We start from the raw sequence: 25,388 nt of genomic DNA, 5'->3' as shown, positions 1-25,388 counted from the left end.
GCGGGGTGGCCGCCGCAGTTCGGCAACCGGCGGCCGGGCCGTGGCGTCCCATTCCTCGGGCACCTGGTGCAAAGGATTGGACAGGCGGACCGGGGTCGGCCGCATGATGGAAAAGCCTCGGTCAGGCAACAGCCACGCAAAGATCACGAGAGGGAGTCGCCGTGAGGGTCGGAATCGTCGGAGCGACCGGTCAGGTCGGCACGGTCATGCGCAGGATCCTCGCGGAGCGCGACTTCCCGGTCACCGAACTGCGCCTGTTCGCCTCGGCCCGTTCGGCGGGGACCCTCCTCGACGGGGTGACCGTGGAGGACGCGGCGACGGCCGACTACACCGGCCTGGACATCGTGCTGTTCTCGGCGGGCGGCGCGACCTCGAAGGCGCTGGCCGAGAAGGTCGCCTCGCAGGGCGCCGTGGTGATCGACAACTCCTCCGCCTGGCGCAGGGACCCGGACGTGCCGCTGGTGGTCTCCGAGGTGAACCCGCACGCGGTGGTGAACCGCCCCAAGGGCATCATCGCCAACCCGAACTGCACGACGATGGCCGCGATGCCGGTGCTCAAGCCCCTGCACGAGGAGGCGGGTCTGGAGGCGCTGGTCGTCGCCACCTACCAGGCGGTGTCCGGCTCGGGCCTCGCGGGCGTGGCGGAGCTGCACGGGCAGGCGCAGAAGGTGATCGCCGAGGCCGACAAGCTGACCCACGACGGCGAGGCGCTCGACTTCCCCGAGCCGCAGGTCTACAAGCGCCCGATCGCCTTCAACGTCGTTCCCTTCGCGGGCAACCTCGTCGACGACGGCCTGCACGAGACCGACGAGGAGCAGAAGCTCCGCAACGAGTCCCGCAAGATCCTGGAGATCCCCGGGCTGAAGGTCTCCGGCACCTGCGTCCGCGTCCCCGTCTTCTCCGGGCACTCCCTCCAGGTCAACGCCCGCTTCGCGCGTCCGCTGTCGGTGGAGCGCGCGACGGAGCTGCTGGCCGGCGCGCCGGGCGTGGCCCTCTCCGACATCCCCACCCCGCTGCAGGCGGCCGGCAAGGACCCGTCGTACGTGGGCCGCATCCGCCGCGACGAGACGGTGGAGAACGGTCTGGCCCTGTTCGTCTCCAACGACAACCTCCGCAAGGGCGCGGCGCTCAACGCCGTGCAGATCGCGGAGCTGGTGGCCGCCGAGCTGAGCGAATAGGGAAAACCCTCAGATCGAACGGGCGCGCACCACTCCTGGTGCGCGCCCCTTGCTGTGCGCCCGGTCATCGCCCAGCGTGGCCGGTGACGTGGAAGGATGACGGAACCGACACATCACGAGGAGATGACCGCGTGCCTGGCACAAACCTGACTCGCGAAGAGGCGCAGCAGCGGGCGAAGCTGCTCACCGTTGACTCGTACGAGATCGATCTCGACCTCTCCGGCGCGCAGGAGGGCGGCACCTACCGGTCCGTGACCACGGTGCGCTTCGATTCCGCCGAGAACGGCGCGGAGTCCTTCATCGACCTGGTGGCTCCGGCCGTCCACGAGGTCACACTCAACGGCGACTCCCTCGACCCCGCCGAGGTCTTCAAGGACTCGCGGATCGCGCTGCCCGGCCTCCTCCAGGGCCGCAACATCCTGCGGGTCGTCGCCGACTGCGCGTACACCAACACCGGTGAGGGCCTGCACCGTTTCGTCGACCCCGTCGACAACCAGGCCTACCTCTACACCCAGTTCGAGGTGCCCGACGCCCGGCGGGTGTTCGCCTCCTTCGAGCAGCCGGACCTGAAGGCCACCTTCCAGTTCACCGTGAAGGCGCCCAGCGGCTGGACCGTCATTTCCAACTCCCCCACCCCGGAGCCCAAGGACGACGTCTGGGTCTTCGAGCCGACACCGCGGATCTCGACGTACGTCACCGCGCTGATCGTCGGCCCGTACCACTCCGTGCACAGCGTGTACGAGAAGGACGGCCAGAGCGTCCCGCTCGGCATCTACTGCCGGCCCTCCCTCGCCGAGCACCTCGACTCCGACGCGATCTTCGAGGTGACCCGGCAGGGCTTCGAGTGGTTCCAGGAGAAGTTCGACTACCCGTACCCGTTCCAGAAGTACGACCAGCTCTTCGTGCCGGAGTTCAACGCGGGCGCGATGGAGAACGCGGGCGCGGTCACCCTGCGCGACCAGTACGTGTTCCGTTCGAAGGTGACCGACGCGGCGTACGAGGCCCGGGCCGCCACGATCCTGCACGAGCTGGCCCACATGTGGTTCGGCGACCTGGTCACCATGGAGTGGTGGAACGACCTGTGGCTGAACGAGTCGTTCGCCACCTACGCCGAGGCCGCCTGCCAGGCGCTGCACCCCGACTCCCGCTGGCCGCACTCCTGGACCACGTTCGCCAACTCCATGAAGACGTGGGCGTACCGGCAGGACCAGCTCCCCTCCACGCACCCGATCATGGCCGAGATCCGCGACCTGGACGACGTGCTCGTCAACTTCGACGGCATCACGTACGCCAAGGGCGCGAGCGTGCTCAAGCAGCTCGTCGCGTACGTCGGCATGGACGAGTTCTTCCGCGGCGTGCAGGCGTACTTCAAGCGCCACGCCTACGGCAACACGCGCCTGTCCGACCTGCTGGGCGCCCTGGAGGAGACCTCCGGGCGCGACCTGAAGACCTGGTCGACGAAGTGGCTCCAGACCGCGGGCATCAACATCCTGCGGCCCGAGATCGAGACGGACGAGCAGGGCGTCATCACGTCCTTCGCGATCCGCCAGGAGGCCCCCGCGCTGCCCGCCGGCGCCAAGGGCGAGCCGACCCTGCGTCCGCACCGCATCGCCATCGGCCTGTACGGCCTCGACGGCGACAGCGGCAAGCTGGTGCGCGGGGAGGACGGCCGGATCGAGGTGGACGTCGACGGCGAGCTGACCGCCGTACCGGAGCTGACCGGCCGGCGCCGCCCGGACGTGATCCTGCTCAACGACGACGACCTGTCCTACGCCAAGGTCCGCCTGGACGAGAAGTCGCTGGCCTTCGTGACCGAGCACCTGGGCGACTTCGAGTCCTCGCTGCCGCGCGCCCTGTGCTGGGCGTCGGCCTGGGACATGACCCGGGACGCGGAGCTGGCGACCCGCGACTACCTCTCGCTGGTCCTGTCCGGCATCGCCAAGGAGTCCGACATCGGTGTCGTGCAGTCGCTGCACCGCCAGGTGAAGCTGGCCATCGACCTGTACGCCGACCCGTCCACGCGCGAGGCGCTGCTGACCCGGTGGACGGACGCGACCCTCGCCCATCTGCGCGCCGCCGAGCCGGGCGGCGACCACCAGCTCGCGTGGGCGCGCGCCTTCGCGGCGACCGCCCGGACCCCGGAGCAGCTCGACCTGCTGGAGGCGCTCCTCGACGGTTCGCAGACCATCGAGGGCCTGGTGGTGGACACCGAGCTGCGCTGGGCCTTCGTGGAGCGGCTCGCGGCAGTGGGCCGCTTCGACGAGGCGGAGATCGCGGGCGAGCTCGAGCGCGACAGGACCGCGGCCGGCGAGCGGCACGCGGCCACCGCCCGCGCCGCCCGCCCGACGGCGGAGGCCAAGGCGGAGGCCTGGGCGTCGGTCGTGGAGTCCGACAAGCTGCCCAACGCCGTGCAGGAGGCGGTGATCGCGGGCTTCGTCCAGACCGACCAGCGTGAGCTGCTCGCCCCGTACGCGGAGAAGTACTTCGAGGTGGTCAGGGACATCTGGGACTCCCGTTCGCACGAGATGGCCCAGCAGATCGTGGTCGGCCTCTACCCGTCGATCCAGGTGTCCGAGGACACGCTGGCGAAGACCGACACCTGGCTGGCCTCCGCCGAGCCGCCTCCGGCGCTGCGGCGCCTGACCTCGGAGGCACGCGCGGGCGTCGAACGGGCGCTGAAGGCGCAGGCGGCGGACGCGGCCGCGGCCTAGCAGCACCCGTGTGAGGCGCCCGGCGTGTGCCGGGCGCCTTCGGCGGGGTTCACGCCGGGGTCGTCCCGGCCCCGGCCGGCCCTGCCCCTCCCGCCTCCAGGGGCATCGCCCCTTCGACCCCGCGGGCCGAAGCGGGGATCCGGGGGCGGCAGCCCTCGGGTACGGGACGGGCAGGTGCGGCGGGGGCGCCCCCTCGGCCGCGCGACGGCCGGCGCTGGCCGACGACCGTCGCCCCGAAGGCGAGCGCCATGCCCGCCAGTTGCGCGGGCGCGAGCGTCTGGTCCAGGGCCGCCCAGCCGACCACCGCGGCGGTGAGCGGGGAGAGCGGGCCGAGGAAGGAGACCTGCGTCGCGCTGAGCCGTCCGATGCCGCGGAACCACAGCCAGTACGCCACCGCCGTGTTCGCCAGGGCCAGGTAGAGGTAGCCGCCGACGGCCGGGGCGCCGAGCGCGGGCGGCGTCCCCTCCGCTGTCAGTGCGACCGGCGCGAGCAGCAGTCCGCCCGCGGTGAGCTGCCACCCGGTGAAGGCGAGCGGGCCGACGCCGTCCGGGCGGCCCCAGCGCTTGGTCAGCACCGTGCCCGTGGACATGGAGGCGGTGGAGGCGAGCGCGGCGAGCACGCCCACCGGGTCGAGCTCCCCGGCCGCCCTCAGCACGACGAGGCTGACGCCGAGGGCCGCGGCGGCGCCCGTGAGCAGCGTCCGCACCGTCGGCCGCTCCCCCAGCAGCAGCGCCGACAGCCCCGCCACGAACAACGGCCCGACGGAGCCGACGACGGCCGCCATCCCGCCCGGCAGCCGGTACGCGGACAGGAACAGCAGCGGGAAGAAGGCGCCGATGTTCAGTGCGCCCAGCACCGCCGCCTTCCACCACCAGGCACCGCGCGGCAGTACCCGCCCGAGGGCGAGCAGCAGCAGCCCGGCGGGCAGTGCGCGCATCAGGCCGGTGAACAGCGGGCGGCCGTCGGGCAGGAACTCCGTGGTGACGGCGTAGGTCGTGCCCCAGGAGGCGGGGGCGAGGGCGGTGAGCAGGACGGTGGCATGCCGCTTCATGACGAACGCTCCTTGGGGGAGATCAGTGGGCCGGTCCGGGGGCGGGCTGGGCGCGGTCGGCCGGTGCGGTGGCGGGCTGCGAGCCGTCGGCCGGTCCGGCGACGGGCTGCGAGCCGTCGGCCGGTCCGGCGACGGGCTGGGCGCGGTCGCCCCGCGCCACCGTCACCCCGCGCGGCACGAGCGCCTCGGCCGGCAGCCGCCGCTCCACGCGCAGCAGGAGGCCGGCCGCGACCGCCGACGTGGCGACGAGGAAGGCCCACGGCGCCCGTCCGTCCACCGCGAGCAGTGCGGTGAACAGCGACGGCGCCACGGCCTTGGCCAGTGACCAGGAGATCTGGTACGCGGCCAGGTACCGTCCGCGCACCGCCTCGGGCGCGGCCGACACCGCGAGCACCTCGGCGGCGGGGCTGTGGATCAGTTCGCCGAGGGTGTAGACGACGACCACGACGGCCAGCGCGCCGCCGAGGGCCAAGTCGGCGGCTGGCCGCACCGTGCCGAGCACGATCTGCGCGACGAAGGAGACGGCGAACAGGGTCCCGCCGAGCGCCGCGGCCCGGGTCCTGCGCGCACCGGCCCGTCTCACCCGCCCGCCGACGAATATCCCGGCGCCCGCGCACAGTGCGGTGTTAAGCGCGAAGGCGCCACCGGCGAGCACCGCCGGTCCGTGCAGCCCGCCGACGATGAAGAGCGGGTAGAGCACGGCGAGGGCCGAATAGCTCAGCGCGTTCAGGAAGTTGGCGCCGATCAGGACGATGAAGGGCCGGTCGGCGAGCACGAGCCGGTATCCGGTCTTCGCCCGGGTCCGGAGTGCGGTCCCGCCCGCCGACGGGGTTTTCAGGGGCAGCAGCACCAGCGCCGCCACCGCGAACGACAGGGCGTTGCCCCAGGCCGCGTAGGTGTACCCGGCACCGCCCGCGAGCCCGATGACGAGGGAGGCGAGCAGGGCTCCGGCGCCGTTGCCGCCGTTCTGCAGGGCGCGCGTGGCGGCCTGGAGACGGTCGCGTCCGGCGCCGCGCGCCACTTCGCCGATCAGCGACTGCTGCGCGGCGGGGGCGGCCCGGTCAGCGGCCGCGGTCACCAGGGCGACCACGGCGAAAGCCCAGAGCGCGTGGGCGAGCGGGTAGAGGAGGAAGCCGATGACGCGGACGCCGTAGAGGGCGAGCTGGACGCGTTTGGCGCCGTGGCGGTCGACGGCCGCCCCGGCGAGCGGGAGCGCCGCGAGCCCGGCGAGCCCGGTCGCGGTGAGCACGGCGCCCACGACCGGATAGCCGAGTCCTGTGACGTGGTGGAAGAACACCAGGGTGAACGGGACGTACATGCCCGTCCCGAGCCCGTTGACCGCTGCCGCGACCGGAAGGGCCCACTGCTGCGGTATGCGTCGGTCGTGCTTGGTGTCCGTCGCCATGTGGCGTCGCCCCCGATCCTCACTTCTGTCGGTCCGGTGCTTGCTTGATGGAAAGTAGCTTAGCGATAAGCAACTTAGCGTCAAGCCGCTTTCTTGCGAGCGATCGGGGTTCGGCGGATACTCGTCACATGAACGACGAGGTCAAGGACCAGGGCGCGGACATGGCGGACCAGCGCGGCGAGCAGGAGCCGGCCCCTCGGGACGACGTCGACGCGATCATCGATCAGTGGGCGGCCGTACGGCCCGACCTCGACACCGCGGCGATGGAGGTCTTCGGGCGCATCTACCGGCTCTCGCGGGCGATGGGCGACCGGGTGGAGAAGGCCTACGCGCGGTTCGGGATCTCGCGCGGGGAGTTCGACGTCCTGGCGACCCTGCGCCGCGCCGGTGAACCGTACACGCTCTCGCCGCGCCGGCTGTCGTCGACCCTGATGCTCACCACGGGCGGGATGACCGGCCGCCTGGACAAGCTGGAACGGGCCGGGCTGGTGCGCCGCTCCCCCGACCCGCACGACCGGCGCGGGCTCCAGGTGACGCTCACCGAGGAGGGTTTCCGGCTGATCGACGAGGCGGTCGTCGCCGGGCTCTCGGTGCAGACGGAGGCCCTGAAGGCCCTGGACACACAACAGGCCGGCCAACTCGCCGACCTGCTGCGTCAGTTGCTCGCGGGTACGGTCACCCCCGGCCCGTCCACCTGAGCAGTGCCGCCTCGGTCTCGGCCGCGTCGGGCGACTCGGCGGCCCAGGCGACATGGCCGTCGGGCCGCACCAGCACGGTCGTGCTCCGTCCGCCCGCCCAGTGCTCCACGGCCAGGCGGTCCTTGCGGCCGTCCGCGTCGCAGGGCTCCGGAGTGATCAGCACGAACCGGCCGCCGCGCAGGGCCTCGTAGAGCCGGCCGCCGGTGAGGGCCACGTCCGGGATGCGCCTGCCGACCAGCGGGTGGGCGCCCCGGGGCGCGGCGTACCGGTACCCGATGCCGGTGACCTGGCCCGTCACGCGCCGCCGGAGGGGGCCGACGTGGGTGACGGCGGCGGCGAGCACGGTGCGCAGCGCGAGGGTCCAGGGGCGCTTGGCCATGGCGAGGCGCACGATGCCGCCGCTGCTGCGCAGCACCGCCCTGCCGACGGGGTGGCGCTCGGACTGGTAGCTGTCCAGCAGGGCGGGGTCGGCGTGGCCGCGCAGGACGGCGGCGAGCTTCCAGGAGAGGTTCGCGGCGTCCTGGAGGCCGGTGTTCATGCCCTGCCCGCCGGCCGGGGTGTGCACATGCGCGGCGTCCCCGGCGAGGAAGACGCGGCCGACCCGGTAGGCGGGCGCCTGGCGCTCGTCGCTGTGGAAGCGGGACATCCAGCGGGCGTCGCGCATGCCGTAGTCGCGGCCGAGCGCGAGACGGACGGTGTCGCGGACCTCGTCGAGGTCGAGCGGCGCACTGTCGGGGACGTCGCGGCCGCGGTGCCAGGCGATGACGCGGTGGTAGCCGTCGCCGAAGGGCGCGATGAAGGCGAAGGCCTCGCCGACCGCGTTGGCGGTCAGCGTCCCCTCGGGCTGCTCGTCGAGCAGGACGTCGGCGAGGACGACGGAGCGGATGACGGACTTCCCCGGGAAGGGCAGGCCGATCGAGCGGCGTACGGCGCTGTGCAGGCCGTCGGCGCCCACGGCGTAGGCGGCGCGCAGCTCGCCGGGCTCGCCGTCGGGGCGGCGGACGTGCAGCGTCACACCGTCGGCGTCCTGGGCGACGCCGGTGACCTCGGTCTCGTACAGGAACCGCACCCCGGCGTCGGCCGCGCGCCGCTCCAGCGCCTTCTCCACCTCGTACTGGGGCAGGACGAGCAGGTGCCGGAAGCGGGAGGGGAGGGTGTCGAGCCGGACGGAGAGCCCGCCGAAGAGCCGGATGTCGGAGAGCGGCCGCCCCTTGGCCTCCAGCTCGTCGGCGAGATCGCGGGTGTCGAGTTGCTCCAGGGTGCGGGCGTGCAGGACGAAGGCGCGGGAGAGGTTGCTGATCCTGTGGGGGCGCTTCTCGACGAGGGTGACGGGGATCCCCGCGGTGGCCAGGTCACCGGCGACGAGGAGGCCGGTGGGTCCGCAGCCGACGACGAGGACGCCGGCGGGGGTGAGGGTGCCGTGGCCGGGAGCGGTGGTGCGGGGCGTCTCTGTCATGGCTGCCTCCTGGGATGCCAACACGTGTGGGCCAACGCTCGTTTGCCAACATACGTTGGCTTACTCTGGACGGTCAACACCTGTTGGCCTACGTTTGTTGGCATGCCCGAAAAAGCTCCGCCACGCCGCTCCGACGCCACCCGCGGCGCGATCCTCTCGGCCGCCCGGGAGCGCTTCGCCTCCGACGGCTATGAGCGCACCACCATCCGCGCGATCGCCAGGGACGCGCGGATCGACCCGTCCATGGTCATGCGCTACTACGGCTCCAAGGAGGGCCTCTTCGACGCGGTCCTCGACGTCGATCTGCGTCTGCCCGACCTGCGGGGAGTGCCCCGCCAGGAGGTGGGCGTGGTCCTGGTGAACCACTTCCTCACCCTCTGGGAGGAGAACCACGACGCGCTCACCGCGCTGCTGCGCGTCGGCGTCACCAACCCGGCGGGGGCCCAGCGGCTTCAGGACATCTTCCGGGACCAGATCCTGCCCGTCGCCCGGCAGACGTGCCCCGACCCCGAGCAGGCACCCGCCCGGGCGGGCCTCGCCGCCTCGCAGATCATCGGGATGGCGTTGGCCCGCTACGTCCTGAAGGTCCCGCCGGCCGTCGCCCTGGCCCGCGAGGAGGTCCTGGCCTGGCTGGCTCCCACGGTGCGGCGCTACCTCACCGCGCCGCACCCGTAGCCATGGAGATCCCCGGCCCGTCGCCGCGTGGAACCGGGGCACCCCGGCCCCGGGAACACGCCGAGGGAGCCCCCGCACCCGACCGGTGCGCGGACTCCCTCGGCGAACAGTACGACCGTGTGGGCGTCAGCCCTGCTTGGCCTGCTTGCGGGACTTGTCGGTCACCATGACCAGGCCCGCGATGACCGCGAACAGCACGAGCGGCGCCGCCACGAACAGCCCCAGCGTCTCGGCCACGCTCAGGCCCTTGCCGGGGTCGTCGCCGTCGTCGCGCGTCAGCGCGAGCGCGGGGGACGACATGAGCAGCATCATCAGCGTCGTACCGGCGGCCAGGGCGCCGGCGCGCAGGGCGTTCTTCTTGTCCACGGTGCAAAAGTAGCGAACGCCCGAACGGCCCGCGCGCCCGGGGTGCCCTACCGGGCCGCCGGGTGCCCTGCCGGCCGCCGGGTGCCCTGCCGGCCACCGGGGCGCTGCCGGCCGCCGGGGGCGCTGCCGCCGGGTACCCCGCCCGGCCGGCCCCAGGGGGCGTCGCCCCCCCGGGCCGCCGCACCGCGCCTACCGTCCCCGCACCACGTCCATCAGCGCATGCAGCCGCGGCGAGGCCGCCAGGTCCTCCAGTGTCACCGGGCGCCCCTCCGCGTCCGCGATCGGCAGGCGCCAGTTCGGGTACTGGTCCCAGGTACCCGGCAGGTTCTGCGGGCGGCGGTCGCCCACCGCGTCGGGCAGCCAGACGCCGACCAGCCGGGCGGGGGTGCGCAGCAGGAAGCGGTGGACGGCCTGGATCTCCCTCTCCTCCGACACCGCCGAGTTCCCGCCGCTGCCCCCGTCGAGCAGTCCGAGCCGGGACAGCAGGGCGAGCCACTGGCCGGTCTCGGCGGCGGCTTCGGCGCGCTCCTCGGCCAGGGGACGGGTGAGCAGGCCGAGCCGGTCGCGCAGGGCGACGTGCTCGCCGCTGAGCCGGGCGGCGGTGGGCGGCAGGTCGTGGGTGGTGGCGGTGGCCAGGCAGTCGGCGCGCCAGCGTTCGGGCGGCAGCGGCTGCCCGTCGCCCTCCCAGTCCCGTTCGAACCACAGGACGGACGTGCCGAGTACCCCGCGCTCGTGCAGCGCCTCGCGCACCCCGGGCTCCACGGTGCCCAGGTCCTCGCCGATGACCAGTGCTCCGGCGCGCGAGGCCTCCAGCACCAGGACCGCGAGCATGGCCTCGGCGTCGTAGCGGACGTAGGTGCCCTCCGTGGGCGGCTGCCCCTGCGGCACCCACCACAGCCGGAACAGGCCCATCACATGGTCGATGCGCAGGGCGCCCGCGTGCCGCAGCAGGGCGCGCAGCAGCCGGCGGTAGGGGGCGTAGCCGGAGGCGGCGAGCCGGTCGGGGCGCCAGGGCGGCAGGCCCCAGTCCTGGCCGCGCGGGTTGAAGGCGTCCGGCGGGGCGCCCACGGACATGCCGGACGCCAGGTACTCCTGCTGGGCCCAGGCGTCGGCGCCGCCCGGGTGCACGCCGACCGCGAGGTCGTGGATCAGCCCGATCGGCATTCCGGCGTCGCGGGCGGTGCGCTGGGCGGTGGCGAGCTGGACGTCGGTGAGCCAGGCGAGCCGGCTGTGGAAGTCGACGCGGTCCATCAGCTCGGCACGGGCGCGGCCGGTCGCGGCGGAGCGGGGGTCGCGCAGCCGGCTGGGCCAGGTGTGCCAGTCGGAGCCGTAGAGCTCGGCGAGCGCGTACCAGGTGGCGTGGTCCTCCAGCTCCTGGCCCTGCTCGGCGAGGAAGTCGGCGTAGGCGGCGCGGCGCCCGGGCCCGAGCGGGACGGCGTGCACGAGTTCCAGCGCCTCGCGCTTGAGTTCCCACACGGCGTCGCGGTCGATCAGCTCGCCCTTGTCGAGGACGGATGCGCGCAGCCGCGCGGCGCGCTCCAGCAGTGCCCGGATGCGGGGGCGGTCCTCGGCGTACGGGAACTCGGGGACGTCCTCGACGCGCAGGTGCACGGGGTCCGGGTAGCGGCGGGAGGAGGGGCGGTAGGGGGACGGGTCGGTGGGCGTGCCGGGTACGGCCGCGTGCAACGGGTTGACCTGCACGAACCCGGCGCCGAGCGCACGTCCGGCCCAGGCGGTCAGCTCGGCCAGGTCGCCGAGGTCGCCCATGCCCCAGGAGCGGCGCGAGAGCAGGGAGTAGAGCTGGACGAGCAGCCCGCAGGAGCGCCCCGGCGGCTCGGGCAGCCGGGCGGGGGCGGCGATGAGGTGGGCTTCGGCGGTGCGGCCGTCGGGGGTGGTGAGGTGCAGGGTGTGGACGCCGGGCGGGAGGCCTTCGGCAGAGGGGCGCGTCTCGCCCTGCTCGGTCTCGACGCGTACCCGGGTGCCGTCCGGGAGCGCGGCGAGCGCGGCGGGCGGCTCGCCGCCCCAGCCGACCACGGTCGGGGGCAGCAGCCGCTCCCGCAGCTCCCTCTCGCGGGCGGCCAGGGCCTGGCGTACGGCGTCCGGGGTGCTCGCGTCCACGCCGAGCGCGGCGAGGGCGGCGGTGACCGCGGTGTCCGAGGCCGTGACCGTACGGTCCGGGGACGGGCGGTAGGCGGTGGCGACGCCGTGCAGCGCGGCGAGCCGGGCCAGGGGCGTGTCGTCGCGCTCGGGGTCCGCCGTTGCCACCTAGTACCCCATGGGGTCCGGGCCGGCGGCCAGGGGCTCGCTGGTCAGGGGGGCGACGTCGGCGAGCGGGGGTTCGCTGGTGAGGGGCTCAGCGTCGGGCAGGGGCGGCTCGCTCGTCAGCGGAGCGTGGGTGCGGGCGCCCTCCGCGCTGAGGACGCCGATCCGGGTTCGGGGGTCGGCGGAGGACGGTTCCGCGTCGCGTTTGGACAGGGTCGGGAGCGGGTGGTGTGCCGGTGCGGCCACGGGGGCCTCCTTGTCGTCGTGCGACATTCTGCGGGTGAGTGCAGGCCTACCCAGTGGGCGCGTGCGCAGACGTACGAGGGCGGACAACGTGGGTTTGGTCACAACGTACTGCCGCCTCACCGTCCTGGGAGGCCGACACCCCGCGGAAAAGTAAAAGCCAGGAAAACAAACGTTGTTGACATGGTGAAGAAGTTAAGTGATCTTTAAGGGCCCCTCCGAACCCTGCCCGGTGCGAAGGGGCCGGAGGCGCATCCGCCTCCGGAGCACATGATCCGCAACCTGAGGAGTAACAGACATGCGTTCCGCGACCACCATACGCCGGGCCGCTCTGGCCGCCGCGGCCGTGGCCTCCCTCGGCCTGATCAACGCCCCCTCGGCCTCCGCGAACTGGACCAGCTACATCAGCAGCTGGACCGACGGCAACGAGTCCCGCCGCTGGGCGGACGAGAGCTACTCGCAGGTGCAGTTCACCAACTGCTTCGCCCAGTACGGCACCACGGACCAGGTCGTCGTCAAGATGTGGCAGGACAAGCCGCTCGCGACCGACCCGAGCTACGGCAGCAAGACGTTCACGAACTGCTTCAAGGGCTCGGGCTACACCAGCAACGGCGAGTGGACCGGCCTGCCGTCGGGTGACTTCTACTTCGAGGCGGACAAGATCGCCCAGGGCGGCTCCTGCTGCCTGCTGAACGTCGCCACCGTCTACGTCGACACCACCCAGGCGGACTGAGCGGCCGGCACCCACCAGGAGGGAGGGGCGTTCCCCTAGCGCGACTCGAAAGGCGCCCCTCCCTCGTCCCCTCCCTCGCCCCCCACCCGAGGACATCCGTGAGACTTCGCACGCGGCTGCGCGCCAGCAGCGCCTTGTGGGCCTTCCCGGTCGCGATCGCCCTGGCCCTCTTCTACTACTACGAGGTCACCGCCGGCCCGATCTCCGCGTCGAGCCATGCCTACGCCCCGACCCTGGTCGCCTACCCGCTGGCGTCCATGTACCCGTTCGCCTACGCCCTGGCCTCCGCGCTGGGCGCCTGGGAGAGCGGACGTCTGACTCAGGGCGCCGTCTGGCAGCTCGCCCCGGCCCGCTCCCGCTACCGGATAGCCGCCGAGGCGCTGGGGCCCGTGATCGCGGTGGCCTGGCTGCTGCTGCTCCTCCCGGTGGTCATGGCCTTCGCCCAGGAAGGCGCGACACCCACCCTCGTGAGCCTGCGGCCGCTGCTGATGGCGTTGCTCGTGTGCGTCGCGCACTCGGTGATCGGCTTCGCCGTGGGACTGCGGATGAAGCCCGTCTTCGCGGCTCCCCTCCTGGCCGTGGCGGTCTGGCTGCTGGTGGCGACATCGGTCACCTTCGACACCTTCTGGTGGCGTCAGATCAGCGGCCAGTACCCCGCGACCCTGGGCTTCGGCGAAGCCGCGACCTGGATCTCGATGCTTGCCCAGGCCCTGCCGACCTGCGGTCTGGCACTGGCGATGGCGCTCCTGTGGTCGTCCTGGTCCTCGCTGCGGCGGCCCCCGGTGCGCGGTGCAGTCGCCGTCTGTCTCGCGGGTGCCTGTGCGGTGAGCGCCTTCTGGATCGCCCGTGACTGGGGCCCCATCCCCCCCTTGGCCAAAGGTCAAGTCGCCATGTCGTGCAAGGGCACGGCTCCTCGGGTCTGCATGCCGGAGGTGACGTCGGACGACCTGGACACCGTACGCACCGACGTGGCGAGCGCCCTGAAGGACTTGGCCGCGGCAGGCATCACGCGGACGCCTCCGGCGCTCGTCACCGACACGCTCGCCGAGGAACCTGACCAGCCGGCCTCGACCGAGAGCACCTGGCGGGTGGGGCTGTCCAAGGGCGCCGAGCGCGGAACCGTCCGCTACCAGATCGTGCGCAGGGCGATCGTCTTCCCCTGCCGGCAACCCGATCTCGCCACGACTCGGGTCGTGGTCGGATGGGCGGCCGAGCGAACCGGGGAGTCGAAGACGCTCGAGAGGCTCCTGGAGCAGGACCCGTTCTACGGTATCGAGCAGCGCTCCGCGCTCCAGCGACAGGTGCGGGCCGTGCTCGGCAAGCCCGGGCCGGAGCAGACCCGCTGGTACCGCGAGCAGTTGGCCGCCGCATGCGCGAAGGCCGGGAACGGCGGGAACGGAGGGGGCGCATGATCTGGTGGCTCAAGGCACGCCAGGCCCATGTGGTGCTTCCCGCGAGCCTGGCGGGGCTCGCCGCACTGACGCTGGCCTTCCAGGACACGACGGCCCTGCTGCCGTCGATCAGCCTCTCGGGCGGCACCCAGACCCAGGTGATGACCTTCGTCGCCATCGTGCCGGTCGCAGCGGTGGCACGCTGCCTGGACTCGCGGCTCCCGGCACCGGAGATCTCAGGGATCCGACCGGTCCGGCGGCTGGACACCCTGCTGGTCCTCTCGGTCGTCGCGGCCTCGTTGCTCGTCGGCTTCGCGATCGGCGCCCTCACGGGCTCCTCCGCCGCCTGGGCCGTGGGCCGCAACACCGCCTTCCTCACCGGCCTGATGCTCTGTTTCCACGCCCTGTTCGGCACGCCCGCCGTCATGGTGCCCGTCGCCTGGGTCATGGCCGTCGTCCTGGTGGGCTACCGCACCTTCACGGACCCGTACTTCTGGGCGATCGTCCCCGAACCGCTCGGCGCTCCGCACGCCGCGATCGCCGCCGCCCTCGCCCTCGCCGCCGGCATCGCCGCCCAGCTCCGCTCTCCAAGGAATCAGCCATGACCCTGGTACTCGCCGATTGCACCTACTCCTACGGACGGCGCAAGAGGCCCGTGCTCAGCGACTTCAGCTACGAACTGCCCGGCGGCCTCACCATCCTGCTCGGCCCCAACGGCGCCGGGAAGTCGACTCTGCTGAAGATGTCCGCGTCCGTCGTCGTCCCGGAGACGGGTTCGGTCTCCTTCGGCCGGCTGCGCGCCGGAAGCAAGGAGTTCCGCAAGGCCGTGGCCTGGATGCCCCAGACCATCACCCCCCTCGCTTCTCTGACGGCACGGGAGTACGTCGCCTACATCGGCTGGCTCAAGGGGATGAACCGCGGCGACGCCTGGTCCCAGGCGCGCCGGGCGCTGCAGCGCGTGGAGCTGTCCGACAAGGCGGACGAGCGCACCACCCGCCTCTCCGGCGGCCAGCTCCGCAGGGTGGGGGTGGCCGCCGCCCTGGTGCACGACGCCAGGGTGCTCCTGCTGGACGAGCCGACGGCCGGCATGGACCCGCGTCAGCGCCGGGTCTTCCGGGACATCCTGGCCGGTTTGCGGGAGGACGTGCGCGTGCTCATGTCCACGCACGACGTCGCGGACCTCGCCGAGGAGGCCGACCACGTCACCGTTCTGGAGGCCGGCCGGATCCTGCACTCCGGCACGACCGAGTCCTTCCTCGCCCACACGCCGGCCCATGTCCCGCAGGGGCGGGCCGCTGAGGGGGCGTACACCGCTCTGCTCGGCCACGCGGAGCCGTAGGCCCTGTCGTCAGGGCCCGGCCGGGACACCCCGGGGCGGCCGACGGCATGTGAGCGCCGGCCGGCCTCGGGGAACACGAAGGCCCGGATCGTCAGGCTGAGATGCCGTCGATCCGGGCCAAGGCGTCGTCCGCGCCGTACGGCTGCAGGTATGGCAGCCAGCGCGGGTCCCTATGGCCGGTGCCGATGATGCGCCAGGCCAGGCCGGTGGGTGGGGCGGGTTTGTGGCGCAGCCGCCAGCCCAGCTCGACGAGGTGGCGGTCGGCCTTGACGTGGTTGCAGCGGCGGCACGAGGCCACCACGTTGTCCCAGACGTGCTGACCACCGCGGCTGCGCGGGATGACGTGGTCGACGCTGGTTGCGACGCCACCGCAGTACATGCACCGGCCGCCGTCGCGGGCGAAGAGCGCACGACGGGTGAGAGGAACGGGCCCCCGGTAGGGCACCCGTACGAATCGCTTCAGCCGGACCACGCTGGGTGCGGGGACAGTGACGGTCGCGCTGTGCATGTAGGCGCCGGACTCCTCGAGGCAGACGGCCTTGTTCTCGAGGACGAGGATGAGCGCGCGGCGGAGCGGTACGACGCCGAGCGGCTCGTACGACGCGTTGAGGACCAGGACGTGCGGCACGGATGCCCTCCTTGTACGCCGGCGGCGCGTGGCTCGCGCCGGGACGATCTGAGAGCCAGTCTCCCCTCATGCCTGGTGGAAGCGCCACCATGTCCCGGTAACGGGCTGGGAGTGTTTTCGACCACACCCGGTGCGCCGCCCGCCGCGCGCCCCCCTGCTTCACCTGGTGAACCCCCAGGTGACACGGTCTCTCCACGGAACATCGTCATGATCCCCACACGATGCCCCGTTAGTGTGGTGCTCCTGCCGTCCGGTGACCTTTCCGTGACCTCTATGCCCTTGACCGCTCCGCCGGAGGCAGACGCACTGGAGGTAACCCGCCGTGTCCCTGCCCGCCCTACTGGCCGCCGGCGCCACACCGACTCCGTCCCCCACGCAGTCGACGGCTCCGGCGGTGCCCACGTTCCAGGACGCCCAGCAGAGCGCGAACCAAGCCGCGAGCTGGGTCGAGCAGAACTGGTCCACGTGGCTCGCGATAGGACTCAGGGTCATCCTGATCCTGGTCGTCGCGGCCGTGCTGAGAGTGGCGGTACGGCGCGCGATCACCCAGCTCATCGAGCGGATGAACCGCCCCGCCGAGGGGACGAGCAGCACGGCGCTGGGCGGCCTGCTGGTCAACGCCGAGCGCCGTCGGCAGCGGGCGGCGGCCATCGGGTCGGTGCTGCGCTCGGTGGCGAGCTTCCTGATCATGGGCACCGCGGCGCTGATGGTGCTGTCGACCTTCCAGATCAACCTGGCCCCGCTGCTGGCCTCGGCCGGTGTCGCCGGTGTGGCGGTCGGTTTCGGCGCCCGCAACCTGGTCACGGACTTCCTGTCCGGCGTGTTCATGATCCTGGAGGACCAGTACGGCGTCGGCGACACCATCGACGCGGGCGTGGCCTCGGGCGAGGTGATCGAGGTCGGCCTGCGCGTGACGAAGCTGCGCGGCGCCGACGGCGAGATCTGGTACGTCCGCAACGGCGAGGTCAAGCGGATCGGCAACCTCTCCCAGGGCTGGGCGACGGCCGGGGTGGACGTGACCGTCCGGGCGAGCGAGAACCTGGACCGGGTGAAGGCGGTCCTGGACACGGTGGCCGAGCGGATGAGCAAGGAGGAGCCCTGGAACGAGATCCTCTGGGGCCCGGTCGAGGTGCTCGGACTGGACAGCGTGCTGATCGACTCGATGGTGGTCCGCCTCTCGGCGAAGACCATGCCGGGCAAGGCGCAGGCGGTGGAGCGCGAGCTGCGCTGGCGGGTCAAGCGCGCCTTCGACGAGGCGGACATCCGCATCGTGGGGGGCACGCCCACCACCCTCACAGAGGAGGACGCCGACCCCACGGCACCGGTGGCCCCGCCGTCCGCCCACGCGAACCCCGACTCCCCGCAGTCGGAGGCGGCGTCCCCGATCCCGCCGCCGCGTCCGGCGGCGAAGTAGCGAGTCGAACGGTCATGTGAGGGAAGCGGCGCCCGGATGTTCCGGGCGCCGCTTCTTCGTGTGCGCGGGGAGGGCGGAACGGTTCAGCACGCTCGTTCGAGTGAACGGGAACGTTTTTGCAGGTCAGTGACCCGATCGGCTCGCGCATGCTCCTGCCGGGGCACCCAGCGTGGGCGTAGCCTGGCAGCAACGCGACGAGGAGATCCAGCGATGATCGCCGCACCCATCCCGGAGCAGGCCATGGAGCCAGAGCAGGACCCCATCGATCTGCTGATCGTGATCGAGGAGGCGTCTCATGCGCCGATTCGACCCGAGTACGTCGAGGGGATGGCCGTCGTGCCGCCGCAACCGGATGAAACTCACAACCACGGTGCCGCGGAGTTGTACTACCAACTCCGTGTTGCCGGGATCCACCTGGCCGGCTTCAACAGCGGCTACCGCGCCGCCCACAAGGACGGAAGCACCATGGCCCTGGTGATCCCCGACTTCTGCGTGCGCCGCCGCAGAGCATCCGAACTCGACAAGGCGTACTACAAGGCACACAAGGGCTGGTATCCCATCGACATGCTCGCCCTGATCGGCGAGGTCACCTCCATGAACCACGAGACGGACACAGGCCCCAAGCTGCGCACCTATGCCGCCGCCGGCGTCCCCGTCTACGTACTGATCAACCGCCACACGCGCACGGCGCACTGCTACACCGAGCCGATCCTGCCCAGCGAAGACCCCACGACCGCCTATTACGGCACCGAGTCCAAGATCCACCTGGGCGAGCCCCTCCCCCTCCCGGCGCCCTACCCCACCCTGGACACCACTCCGTTCCTGGAGAGCTGACCCGGGTAACGACTCGGTCGCCGGCCGGTGGCCGGTATTGACGCCTCCGGCGGTTCCGCCTACCTTCCTGCCATCGATAGGAAACCTTCCTAACAGATCGCGCCGCACGGCGATCGCTCGGTGGACTTCCCCGCGCCCTCACTGAGAAGCTGGGCCGTTGAAAGGCAGGTGGCGACACGCATGGCAGGATCCGCCGGTACGCCGGGCACCCCCCGGGTGCTGCGCGCCATGAACGACCGCGCCGCCCTGGACCTGCTCCTGGAGCACGGCCCGCTCAGCCGCACCCGCATCGGCAAGCTCACCGGCCTGTCGAAGCCCACCGCCTCCCAGTTGCTCGCCCGCCTCGAAGCCGCCGGCCTGGTCCTGATGACCGGCACCACCGAGGGCCGCCCGGGTCCCAACGCCCAGCTCTACGTGGTCAACCCGGCCGCCGCCCATGTCGCCGGCCTGGACGTCACCCCCGAGCGCATCCTCGCCGCCGTCGCCGACATCACCGGCCGGACGGTCGGCGAGTACGAACTGCCCACCCCCGGCCGCCGCCCGGCCCAGCCCGTCGTACGGCAGGTGACCGACGCCCTCGAGGGCGCCGTGAAGGCCGCCGGGCTCGCCGTCCCGGACGTTCACCGGGTCGTCATCGGCACCCCCGGCGCCTTCGACCCCAACACCGGTCGCCTGCGCTACGCCTCCCACCTGCCCGGCTGGCACTCCCCCACGCTGCTGGAGGAACTCGCCGCCGCCCTGCCGATGCCGGTCGAGTACGAGAACGACGTCAACCTCGTCGCCCTCGCCGAGCAGCGCCTGGGCGCGGCCAGCGGCCACGACGACTTCGTGCTGCTGTGGAACGAGGGCGGTCTCGGCGCCGCCCTGGTCCTCGGCGGCCGGCTGCACCGCGGCTGGACCGGCGGCGCCGGCGAGGTCGGCTTCCTGCCGGTGCCCGGCGCCCCCCTGGTCCGCCAGGTGACCAAGGCCAACAGCGGCGGCTACCAGGCACTGGCCGGTTCCCAGGCCATCCCGGAGCTCGCCCGCGAACTCGGCATCGAGGACCTGCCCACCGGCCCGTACGCCGAGGTCGCCGCCGCCCTCGTCGCCCGGGCCGCCGACAGCGCCACCGGCCCCCACCGGCGCCTGCTGGAGACGTACGCGACCCGGCTCGCCACCGGTCTGGCCGCGCTCGTCTCCGTGCTCGACCCCGAACTCGTCGTCCTCAGCGGCGCCTCCCTCACCGCCGGGGGCGAGCCGCTGCGGGCCCTGCTCCAGGCCGAACTGGAGGAGCTGGCCGCATCCCGGCCGCGGCTCGTCGTCGGCGACGTACGCGAACACCCCGTGCTGCGCGGTGCGCTGGAGAGCGCCCTCGCCGCCACCCGCGACGAGGTCTTCGACACCTCGCGCTGAAGCCCCGGGTCCCCACCCCGGTTCCACCCCGCCCCGGCACCCGCTCCGGTCGAACCACACCCCCGCCCGTCCCAGGGAGACCCCGTCATGCCCGAAACAGCCCGAAAAGTCGCCTTTGCCCTGGCCGCCTCGGTCGCTCTCCTCACCACCGCCTGTACCGGCCAGTCCTCCGGCGCGAGTGACGACGCGTCCAAGGAGACCACCATCAACTTCTGGCACGCCTGGAGCGCGCCGAACGAGACGAAGGCCGTGAACGCACTGGTCGCCGGCTTCGAGAAGGCGCACCCCAACATCCACGTCAACGTCGTCGCCAACATGACCGACGACAAGATCAACCAGGCGCTGCGCACCGGCGGCGACAAGGCCCCCGACGTCATCTCGTCCTTCACCACGAACAACGTCGGCAAGTTCTGCTCCTCGGGCGCCCTGGTCGACCTGAACCCCTTCTTCAAGAAGGCGGGCATCGACCCGGCCACGACGTTCCCGAAGGCGATGAACGAGTACACCCGGTTCGACGGCGACCGCTGCACGGTGCCGCTGCTGGGCGACGCCTACGGGCTCTACTACAACAAGACGGCGTTCGAGAAGGCCGGCATCACGGCCCCGCCCAGGACGTGGTCCGAGTTCGAGACCGACGCGAAGAAGCTGACGATCCCGGACGGGGACGGATTCAAGCAGCTCGGATTCATGCCGGACTACCACGGCTGGGAGACCACGACCGAGCACTACTTCGCGCAGTTCTCCCCCACCTACTTCGACAAGAACGGCAAGTCGAACCTGGCCAAGGACCCGGCGTTCGAGGCCGGCTTCACGCTGCAGAAGAAGCTGGTCGACGAACTGGGCGGTTTCCAGAAGCTGGAGAAGTACCGCTCGAAGCTCGGCGACGAATGGGGTCCCAAGCACCCCTTCCACACCGGCCAGGTCGCCATGCAGCTCGACGGCGAGTGGCGCCTGGGCATGGCCCTGGACGCCAAGCCGAACTTCGACATCGGGGTCGCCCCGCTGCCCGTCCCCGACAACCAGGCCTCCCAGTACGGCAAGGGCTACATCACCGGCACGATCGCCGGCATCGCCGCCACCAGCACCAAGCAGAACGCGGCCTGGGAGCTGGTGAAGTACATGACCACCGACACGGACGCGGTGGTGGACTTCTCCAACGCCATCCACAACGTGCCCTCCACCCTGGCGGCCCTGAAGTCCCCGAAGCTGAAGTACGACCCGCGCTTCAAGACGTTCCTGGACATCGCCGCGAACCCGAATTCCACGACCACGCCCGCCTCGGTCAACGGCGGCGTGTACCTCACGACGATCCAGGAGCTCGGATACGACTACGAGAGCGGCAAGGTCACCGACCTGAAGGCCGCTCTGCGCAAGACCGCCCAGCAGATCGACACGGACATCGCGCAGGCGAAGTAGCGATGAGCACGATCACCCTCGCCTCCAAGCGCCGCAGGGCGGCGCTTCGGACGGCCGCCTTCATGTCGCCCTGGCTGATCGGCTTCGCGGTCTTCTTCGCGTACCCGCTGATCTCGACGGTCTACTTCTCGTTCATGCACTACGACGGCTTCCGGGCGCCGGTGTGGAGCGGGGCGAAGAACTGGACGTACGTCTTCGAGCACTACCCCTACTTCTGGCCGGCGTTGCGCAACACCCTGTGGCTGGTCGTCGTCATGGTCAGCCTCCGGGTCCTGTTCGGGCTCGGCGTCGGGCTGCTGATCACGAAGATCAAGACGGGTACGGGCGTCTTCCGCACCCTGTTCTACCTGCCCTACCTCGCCCCGCCCGTCGCCGCGACCATGGCCTTCGCCTTCCTCCTCAACCCCGGTACGGGCCCGGTCAACTCGATCCTCGGGAAGATCGGCATCCCGGCGCCGGGCTGGTTCAACGACCCCTCCTGGTCCAAGCCCGCCCTCACCCTGCTGGCCCTGTGGGGCATCGGCGACCTGATGGTCATCTTCATGGCCGCGTTGCTGGACGTGCCGCAGGAGCAGTACGAGGCGGCGGAACTGGACGGCGCGTCGGCCTGGCAGCGCTTCCGGTACGTGACGCTGCCGAACATCTCGCCGATCGTGATGTTCGCGGTGGTCACCGGAGTGATCCAGACCATGCAGTACTACACACAGCCCCTGATCGCCGGGAAGGTCGCCTCCGGCGTCATCCAGGGCGCCGGGACGCAGTTCGAGCCGGGCTACCCCGAGAAGTCCACGCTCACCCTGCCCCAGCTCGTCTACAACCTAGGCTTCCAGCGCTTCGACTACGGCTCCGCCTGTGTGGTCGCGCTCGTGCTGTTCGCCCTGTCCATGGTGTTCACCGCGTTCCTGATGCGGCGCCGGGGCGGCCTGAACCTGGCAGGTGACTGACCATGACCCAAGTACTCGACAAGCCGGTTCAGGTGCGCGCGCCCGTCTCGCCGGCCGCACGCAGCGCCCGCCGCAGGGCCGCCCTGGAGTGGGTCGCGGTCCACTCCCTCGGCATCGCCGCCGCCCTGTTCTTCACCCTGCCGTTCGTGTTCGTGTTCCTGACCTCGCTGATGAGCGACAGCCAGGCGCTCAGCCGGGACCTGATCCCGCACACCTGGGAGTGGGGCAACTACCGGAAGGTCTTCCACACACCCGGCTTCCTCACCTGGTGGAAGAACACGCTGGTCTACGCCGGACTCGGCACCGTCCTGACCGTCGTGTCCTCCGTGCCGGTGGCGTACGCGCTCGCCAAGTTCCGATTCCGGGGCCGCAACCTGTCCCTCATGCTGGTGGTCTCGATGATGATGCTGCCGCCGCAGGTGATCATCATCCCGATGTACCTGTTCTGGGCGAAGCAGCTCGATCTGGCGGGCACGCTGTGGCCGCTGATCATCCCGATGGCGTTCGGCGACGCGTTCTCCATCTTCCTGCTGCGCCAGTTCCTGATGACCATCCCCAACGAGTACGTGGACGCGGCGAAGGTCGACGGCTGCGGTGATCTGCGGACCCTGCTGAAGGTCGTGCTGCCCATGGCCCGGCCCGGCATCGCCGCCGTCGCGCTCTTCCAGTTCTTCTACGCCTGGAACGACTACTTCGGACCGCAGATCTACGCCTCCGAGAACCCCGGCGCCTGGACGCTGAGTTACGGCCTGGAGTCGTTCAAGGGCGCGCACCACACCGACTGGAACCTGACCATGGCCGCGACCGTGCTGGTCATGGCCCCCGTGATCCTCGTGTTCTTCTTCGCCCAGCGGGCGTTCGTCGAGGGTGTCACGCTCACCGGAGTGAAGGGTTAGTCAGCCGCAATGAAACTCACCGTGGTCGGCGGAGGGTCGACCTACACGCCTGAACTGATCGACGGATTCGCGCGGCTGCGGGACACGCTGCCGGTCGAGGAGCTGGTCCTCCTCGACCCGGCCGCCGAACGCCTGGAGCTGGTGGGCGGACTGGCCCGGCGGATCTTCGCCAAGCAGGGCCACCCCGGACGCGTCGTCACGACCGCCGACCTGGACGAGGCGGTCCAGGGAGCCGACGCCGTGCTGCTCCAACTGCGCGTCGGCGGACAGGCCGCGCGCGAGCAGGACGAGACCTGGCCGCTGGAGTGCGGCTGTGTCGGCCAGGAGACGACCGGTGCGGGCGGCCTCGCCAAGGCGCTGCGCACCGTGCCGGTGGTCCTGGACATCGCCGAACGGGTCCGCCGCGCCAACCCGGACGCCTGGATCATCGACTTCACCAACCCGGTCGGCATCGTCACCCGCGCCCTGCTGAAGGAGGGCCACCGGGCGGTCGGGCTGTGCAACGTGGCGATCGGCTTCCAGCGGAAGTTCGCCGCGCTGCTCGGGGTCACACCCGCCGATGTGCACCTGGACCATGTGGGGCTGAACCATCTCACCTGGGAGACCGGTGTGCGCCTGGGCGGGCCCGAGGGCGAGGACGTGCTGCCCAAGCTGCTCACCGGGCACGGCGAGGCGATCGCCGCCGATCTGCGCCTGCCCCGGACCCTCGTGGACCGGCTCGGCGTGGTCCCCTCCTACTACCTGCGCTACTACTACGCGCACGACGAGGTCGTACGGGAGCTGAGGACGAAGCCGTCGCGCGCCGCCGAGGTCGCCGCCATGGAGCGGGAGTTGCTGCAGTTGTACGGCGACCCGGCGCTCGATGAGAAGCCGGAACTGCTCGCCCGGCGGGGCGGCGCCTACTACTCGGAGGCGGCGGTCGACCTCGCGGCGGCGCTGCTGGGCGGGTCCGGGTCGCCGTACCAGGTGGTCAACGCGTACAACCACGGCACGCTGCCCTTCCTGCCGGACGACGCGGTGATCGAGGTGCAGGCGGCCGTCGGACCGCACGGACCGACCCCGCTGCCCGTACCGGCCGTGGACCCGCTGTACGCGGGCCTGATGGCGAACGTGACGGCGTACGAGGAGCTGGCCCTGGACGCCGCCCTGCGCGGCGGCCGGGACCGCGTCTTCCGCGCCCTGCTCGCCCACCCCCTGATCGGCCAGTACGACTACGCCGACGCCCTCACCGACCGACTGATCGCGCACAACCGGGAGCACCTCGCGTGGGCCTGACCGCAAGTGTTCTCGCCATCGACGCGGGCAACAGCAAGACCGACGTCGCCGTGGTGGCCGCCGACGGCGAGGTCCTCGGCACCGCGCGGGGCGGGGGGTTCCGGCCGCCGTCCGTGGGCGTGGAGACGGCGGTGGACGCTCTGGCCGAAGTCGTCGAGCGGGCCTGCGCGGCGGCCGGGGTCGCCTCGGTCGCCCATGTCTCGGCCTGTCTGGCCAACGCCGACCTGCCGGTGGAGGAGGAGCAGCTCGCCGCCGCGTTGCACGCGCGCGCGTGGGGCACGACGGTGGAGGTGCGCAACGACACCTTCGCGATCCTCCGGGCCGGGGTGGCCGAACCCAGAGGCGTCGCCGTGGTCTGCGGGGCCGGCATCAACTGCGTCGGCATGCGCCCCGACGGCCGCACCGCCCGCTTCCCCGCGCTCGGCCGCATCTCCGGTGACTGGGGCGGCGGCTGGGGCCTGGCGGAGGAGGCCCTGTGGTGGGCGGCGCGCGCGGAGGACGGCCGCGGCGGCCCCACCGCCCTGGCACGCACACTGCCGGCGCACTTCGGCCTCACCTCGATGTACGGACTCATCGAGGCGCTGCACCTGGGGCACATCGCCCACGTCCGGCGCCACGAGCTGACCCCGGTGCTGTTCACGACGGCCGAGGAGGGAGACCCGGTGGCCCGGGCGATCGTGGACCGGTTGGCGGAGGAGGTCGTCGCGATGGCGACGGTGGCGCTGAGGCGGCTGGACCTCCTGGAGGAGGAGACCCCGGTCGTACTGGGCGGCAGCGTCCTGGCGGCGGGCCGCCCGCAACTGGACGACGCCGTGAGGGACCTGCTGGCGTCGAAGGCCCCGAAGGCGGTCCCCCAGGTCGTCACGGCCCGCCCGGTCCTGGGAGCGGCACTCCTGGGACTGGACCACGAGAACGCCCCGAGGCAGGCCCAGGAACGGGTACGGGGCTACTACGAGGGGGCGTAGCGCACGGCCCGGGGGGGGGGGGGGGGGGGGGGAGCAGGGGGGGGGGGGGGTGGGGGGTTTTCGGGAGCGGGGGGGGGGTGCTTCCCCCCCGCTCTTCCCTAATAGGGGGGGGACAA

The 25,388-nt window shown here is 71.9% G+C and carries 23 protein-coding genes; 16 read left to right on the top strand and 7 right to left on the bottom strand.

From position 1 onward, the window contains the following. Nucleotides 1–161 precede the first annotated feature (161 nt). Together ACZ4SW_RS15035 and pepN are read left to right on the top strand one after the other, a co-directional pair. Complete coding sequence (locus tag ACZ4SW_RS15035; RefSeq protein ID WP_468242540.1) at nt 162–1,178, top strand: aspartate-semialdehyde dehydrogenase; 1,017 nt, start codon at nt 162–164, stop codon at nt 1,176–1,178. A 131-nt stretch (nt 1,179–1,309) separates the two neighbouring features. Further along, nucleotides 1,310–3,889: an aminopeptidase N gene (pepN, locus tag ACZ4SW_RS15030; protein ID WP_468242538.1), complete on the top strand. Its 2,580-nt coding sequence runs from the start codon at nt 1,310–1,312 to the stop codon at nt 3,887–3,889. Nucleotides 3,890–3,938: 49 nt separating this feature from the next. Here pepN and ACZ4SW_RS15025 read toward each other — a convergent pair whose 3' ends face one another. Then, complete coding sequence (locus tag ACZ4SW_RS15025) at nt 3,939–4,940, bottom strand: EamA family transporter (RefSeq protein WP_468242536.1); 1,002 nt, start codon at nt 4,938–4,940, stop codon at nt 3,939–3,941. 22 nt (nt 4,941–4,962) lie between these two features. Next, the gene (locus ACZ4SW_RS15020) at nt 4,963–6,345 is read right to left on the bottom strand and encodes an MFS transporter (RefSeq protein ID WP_468242534.1); all 1,383 of its coding nucleotides are present in this window, start codon (nt 6,343–6,345) and stop codon (nt 4,963–4,965) included. Nucleotides 6,346–6,506: 161 nt separating this feature from the next. On the opposite strand from ACZ4SW_RS15020, the gene ACZ4SW_RS15015 reads away from it, so the two are divergent. Then, complete coding sequence (locus tag ACZ4SW_RS15015) at nt 6,507–7,043, top strand: MarR family winged helix-turn-helix transcriptional regulator (protein ID WP_468242683.1); 537 nt, start codon at nt 6,507–6,509, stop codon at nt 7,041–7,043. Here the strand turns inward: ACZ4SW_RS15015 and ACZ4SW_RS15010 are convergent. Then, nucleotides 7,021–8,499 carry an FAD-dependent monooxygenase gene (locus tag ACZ4SW_RS15010; protein WP_468242532.1) on the bottom strand — a complete coding sequence of 493 codons (1,479 nt, stop codon included), beginning with the start codon at nt 8,497–8,499 and terminating at the stop codon, nt 7,021–7,023. The genes ACZ4SW_RS15015 and ACZ4SW_RS15010 overlap by 23 nt on opposite strands. A gap of 102 nt (nt 8,500–8,601) precedes the next feature. Here ACZ4SW_RS15010 and ACZ4SW_RS15005 point away from each other — a divergent pair, with 102 nt between their 5' ends. After that, nucleotides 8,602–9,174, top strand: a complete 573-nt coding sequence (locus tag ACZ4SW_RS15005) for a TetR/AcrR family transcriptional regulator (RefSeq protein ID WP_468242529.1) — start codon at nt 8,602–8,604, stop codon at nt 9,172–9,174. A gap of 126 nt (nt 9,175–9,300) precedes the next feature. Here the strand turns inward: ACZ4SW_RS15005 and ACZ4SW_RS15000 are convergent, their stop codons facing one another. The 3 genes from ACZ4SW_RS15000 to ACZ4SW_RS14990 all read right to left on the bottom strand — a co-directional run bounded on the left by ACZ4SW_RS15000 (nt 9,301) and on the right by ACZ4SW_RS14990 (nt 12,048). Next, complete coding sequence (locus tag ACZ4SW_RS15000; protein ID WP_468242527.1) at nt 9,301–9,540, bottom strand: hypothetical protein; 240 nt, start codon at nt 9,538–9,540, stop codon at nt 9,301–9,303. 189 nt (nt 9,541–9,729) lie between these two features. Then, entirely contained in the window at nt 9,730–11,805 is a 2,076-nt protein-coding gene (gene malQ, locus ACZ4SW_RS14995) for a 4-alpha-glucanotransferase (protein ID WP_468242524.1), read from the bottom strand. After that, nucleotides 11,806–12,048: a hypothetical protein gene (locus ACZ4SW_RS14990; protein ID WP_468242522.1), complete on the bottom strand. Its 243-nt coding sequence runs from the start codon at nt 12,046–12,048 to the stop codon at nt 11,806–11,808. Between the two features lie 295 nt (nt 12,049–12,343). Between ACZ4SW_RS14990 and ACZ4SW_RS14985 the strand changes: the two genes are divergently transcribed. From ACZ4SW_RS14985 to ACZ4SW_RS14970, 4 genes are all read left to right on the top strand, one after another. Then, nucleotides 12,344–12,778, top strand: a complete 435-nt coding sequence (locus ACZ4SW_RS14985; protein WP_468242520.1) for a hypothetical protein — start codon at nt 12,344–12,346, stop codon at nt 12,776–12,778. Nucleotides 12,779–12,876: 98 nt separating this feature from the next. After that, complete coding sequence (locus ACZ4SW_RS14980; protein ID WP_468242517.1) at nt 12,877–14,190, top strand: DUF7224 domain-containing protein; 1,314 nt, start codon at nt 12,877–12,879, stop codon at nt 14,188–14,190. Continuing rightward, nucleotides 14,187–14,774 carry a hypothetical protein gene (locus ACZ4SW_RS14975; RefSeq protein ID WP_468242515.1) on the top strand — a complete coding sequence of 196 codons (588 nt, stop codon included), beginning with the start codon at nt 14,187–14,189 and terminating at the stop codon, nt 14,772–14,774. Before ACZ4SW_RS14980 ends, ACZ4SW_RS14975 begins: the two co-directional genes overlap by 4 nt. Further along, nucleotides 14,771–15,508 carry an ATP-binding cassette domain-containing protein gene (locus tag ACZ4SW_RS14970; RefSeq protein WP_468242512.1) on the top strand — a complete coding sequence of 246 codons (738 nt, stop codon included), beginning with the start codon at nt 14,771–14,773 and terminating at the stop codon, nt 15,506–15,508. The genes ACZ4SW_RS14975 and ACZ4SW_RS14970 overlap by 4 nt, the downstream gene beginning before the upstream one ends. Nucleotides 15,509–15,599: 91 nt before the next feature. On the opposite strand, the gene ACZ4SW_RS14965 is transcribed toward ACZ4SW_RS14970, so the two are convergent. Further along, complete coding sequence (locus ACZ4SW_RS14965; RefSeq protein WP_103845270.1) at nt 15,600–16,136, bottom strand: HNH endonuclease; 537 nt, start codon at nt 16,134–16,136, stop codon at nt 15,600–15,602. A 322-nt stretch (nt 16,137–16,458) separates the two neighbouring features. On the opposite strand from ACZ4SW_RS14965, the gene ACZ4SW_RS14960 reads away from it, so the two are divergent. The 8 genes from ACZ4SW_RS14960 to ACZ4SW_RS14925 all read left to right on the top strand — a co-directional run bounded on the left by ACZ4SW_RS14960 (nt 16,459) and on the right by ACZ4SW_RS14925 (nt 25,272). Next, on the top strand, nt 16,459–17,550 hold the full coding sequence (locus ACZ4SW_RS14960) for a mechanosensitive ion channel family protein (RefSeq protein ID WP_468242510.1): 1,092 nt from the start codon (nt 16,459–16,461) through the stop codon (nt 17,548–17,550). Nucleotides 17,551–17,760: 210 nt separating this feature from the next. Continuing rightward, complete coding sequence (locus ACZ4SW_RS14955; RefSeq protein ID WP_468242508.1) at nt 17,761–18,384, top strand: Uma2 family endonuclease; 624 nt, start codon at nt 17,761–17,763, stop codon at nt 18,382–18,384. Between the two features lie 180 nt (nt 18,385–18,564). Further along, entirely contained in the window at nt 18,565–19,776 is a 1,212-nt protein-coding gene (locus tag ACZ4SW_RS14950; RefSeq protein ID WP_468242506.1) for an ROK family transcriptional regulator, read from the top strand. Nucleotides 19,777–19,863: 87 nt separating this feature from the next. Further along, nucleotides 19,864–21,192 (top strand): ABC transporter substrate-binding protein, encoded by a 1,329-nt coding sequence (locus tag ACZ4SW_RS14945; protein WP_468242504.1) that lies wholly within the window; start codon nt 19,864–19,866, stop codon nt 21,190–21,192. A 2-nt stretch (nt 21,193–21,194) separates the two neighbouring features. Continuing rightward, entirely contained in the window at nt 21,195–22,136 is a 942-nt protein-coding gene (locus tag ACZ4SW_RS14940; RefSeq protein WP_468242501.1) for a carbohydrate ABC transporter permease, read from the top strand. Between the two features lie 2 nt (nt 22,137–22,138). Next, complete coding sequence (locus ACZ4SW_RS14935; RefSeq protein ID WP_468242499.1) at nt 22,139–23,032, top strand: carbohydrate ABC transporter permease; 894 nt, start codon at nt 22,139–22,141, stop codon at nt 23,030–23,032. 9 nt (nt 23,033–23,041) lie between these two features. Beyond that, a complete protein-coding gene (locus ACZ4SW_RS14930) occupies nt 23,042–24,307 on the top strand; it encodes a 6-phospho-beta-glucosidase (RefSeq protein ID WP_468242497.1) in 1,266 nt (421 codons plus the stop codon). Further along, on the top strand, nt 24,298–25,272 hold the full coding sequence (locus ACZ4SW_RS14925) for an N-acetylglucosamine kinase (RefSeq protein WP_468242494.1): 975 nt from the start codon (nt 24,298–24,300) through the stop codon (nt 25,270–25,272). The genes ACZ4SW_RS14930 and ACZ4SW_RS14925 overlap by 10 nt, the downstream gene beginning before the upstream one ends. Nucleotides 25,273–25,388: the final 116 nt, after the last annotated feature.

The sequence above is a fragment of the Streptomyces sp. NPDC028331 genome (assembly GCF_055565775.1).
This window is presented reverse-complemented; position numbering and strand designations above follow the sequence as displayed.

Excerpts from the sequence above, each read along its gene's own strand:
- ACZ4SW_RS15025 (WP_468242536.1), bottom strand. The coding sequence starts at position 4,940 with ATGAAGCGGCATGCCACCGTCCTGCTCACCGCCCTCGCCCCCGCCTCC.
- ACZ4SW_RS15020 (WP_468242534.1), bottom strand. The coding sequence starts at position 6,345 with ATGGCGACGGACACCAAGCACGACCGACGCATACCGCAGCAGTGGGCC.
- ACZ4SW_RS15015 (WP_468242683.1), top strand. The coding sequence starts at position 6,507 with ATGGCGGACCAGCGCGGCGAGCAGGAGCCGGCCCCTCGGGACGACGTC.
- ACZ4SW_RS15010 (WP_468242532.1), bottom strand. The coding sequence starts at position 8,499 with ATGACAGAGACGCCCCGCACCACCGCTCCCGGCCACGGCACCCTCACC.
- ACZ4SW_RS15005 (WP_468242529.1), top strand. The coding sequence starts at position 8,602 with ATGCCCGAAAAAGCTCCGCCACGCCGCTCCGACGCCACCCGCGGCGCG.
- ACZ4SW_RS14985 (WP_468242520.1), top strand. The coding sequence starts at position 12,344 with ATGCGTTCCGCGACCACCATACGCCGGGCCGCTCTGGCCGCCGCGGCC.
- ACZ4SW_RS14975 (WP_468242515.1), top strand. The coding sequence starts at position 14,187 with ATGATCTGGTGGCTCAAGGCACGCCAGGCCCATGTGGTGCTTCCCGCG.
- ACZ4SW_RS14970 (WP_468242512.1), top strand. The coding sequence starts at position 14,771 with ATGACCCTGGTACTCGCCGATTGCACCTACTCCTACGGACGGCGCAAG.
- ACZ4SW_RS14955 (WP_468242508.1), top strand. The coding sequence starts at position 17,761 with ATGATCGCCGCACCCATCCCGGAGCAGGCCATGGAGCCAGAGCAGGAC.
- ACZ4SW_RS14950 (WP_468242506.1), top strand. The coding sequence starts at position 18,565 with ATGGCAGGATCCGCCGGTACGCCGGGCACCCCCCGGGTGCTGCGCGCC.
- ACZ4SW_RS14945 (WP_468242504.1), top strand. The coding sequence starts at position 19,864 with ATGCCCGAAACAGCCCGAAAAGTCGCCTTTGCCCTGGCCGCCTCGGTC.
- ACZ4SW_RS14940 (WP_468242501.1), top strand. The coding sequence starts at position 21,195 with ATGAGCACGATCACCCTCGCCTCCAAGCGCCGCAGGGCGGCGCTTCGG.
- ACZ4SW_RS14935 (WP_468242499.1), top strand. The coding sequence starts at position 22,139 with ATGACCCAAGTACTCGACAAGCCGGTTCAGGTGCGCGCGCCCGTCTCG.
- ACZ4SW_RS14930 (WP_468242497.1), top strand. The coding sequence starts at position 23,042 with ATGAAACTCACCGTGGTCGGCGGAGGGTCGACCTACACGCCTGAACTG.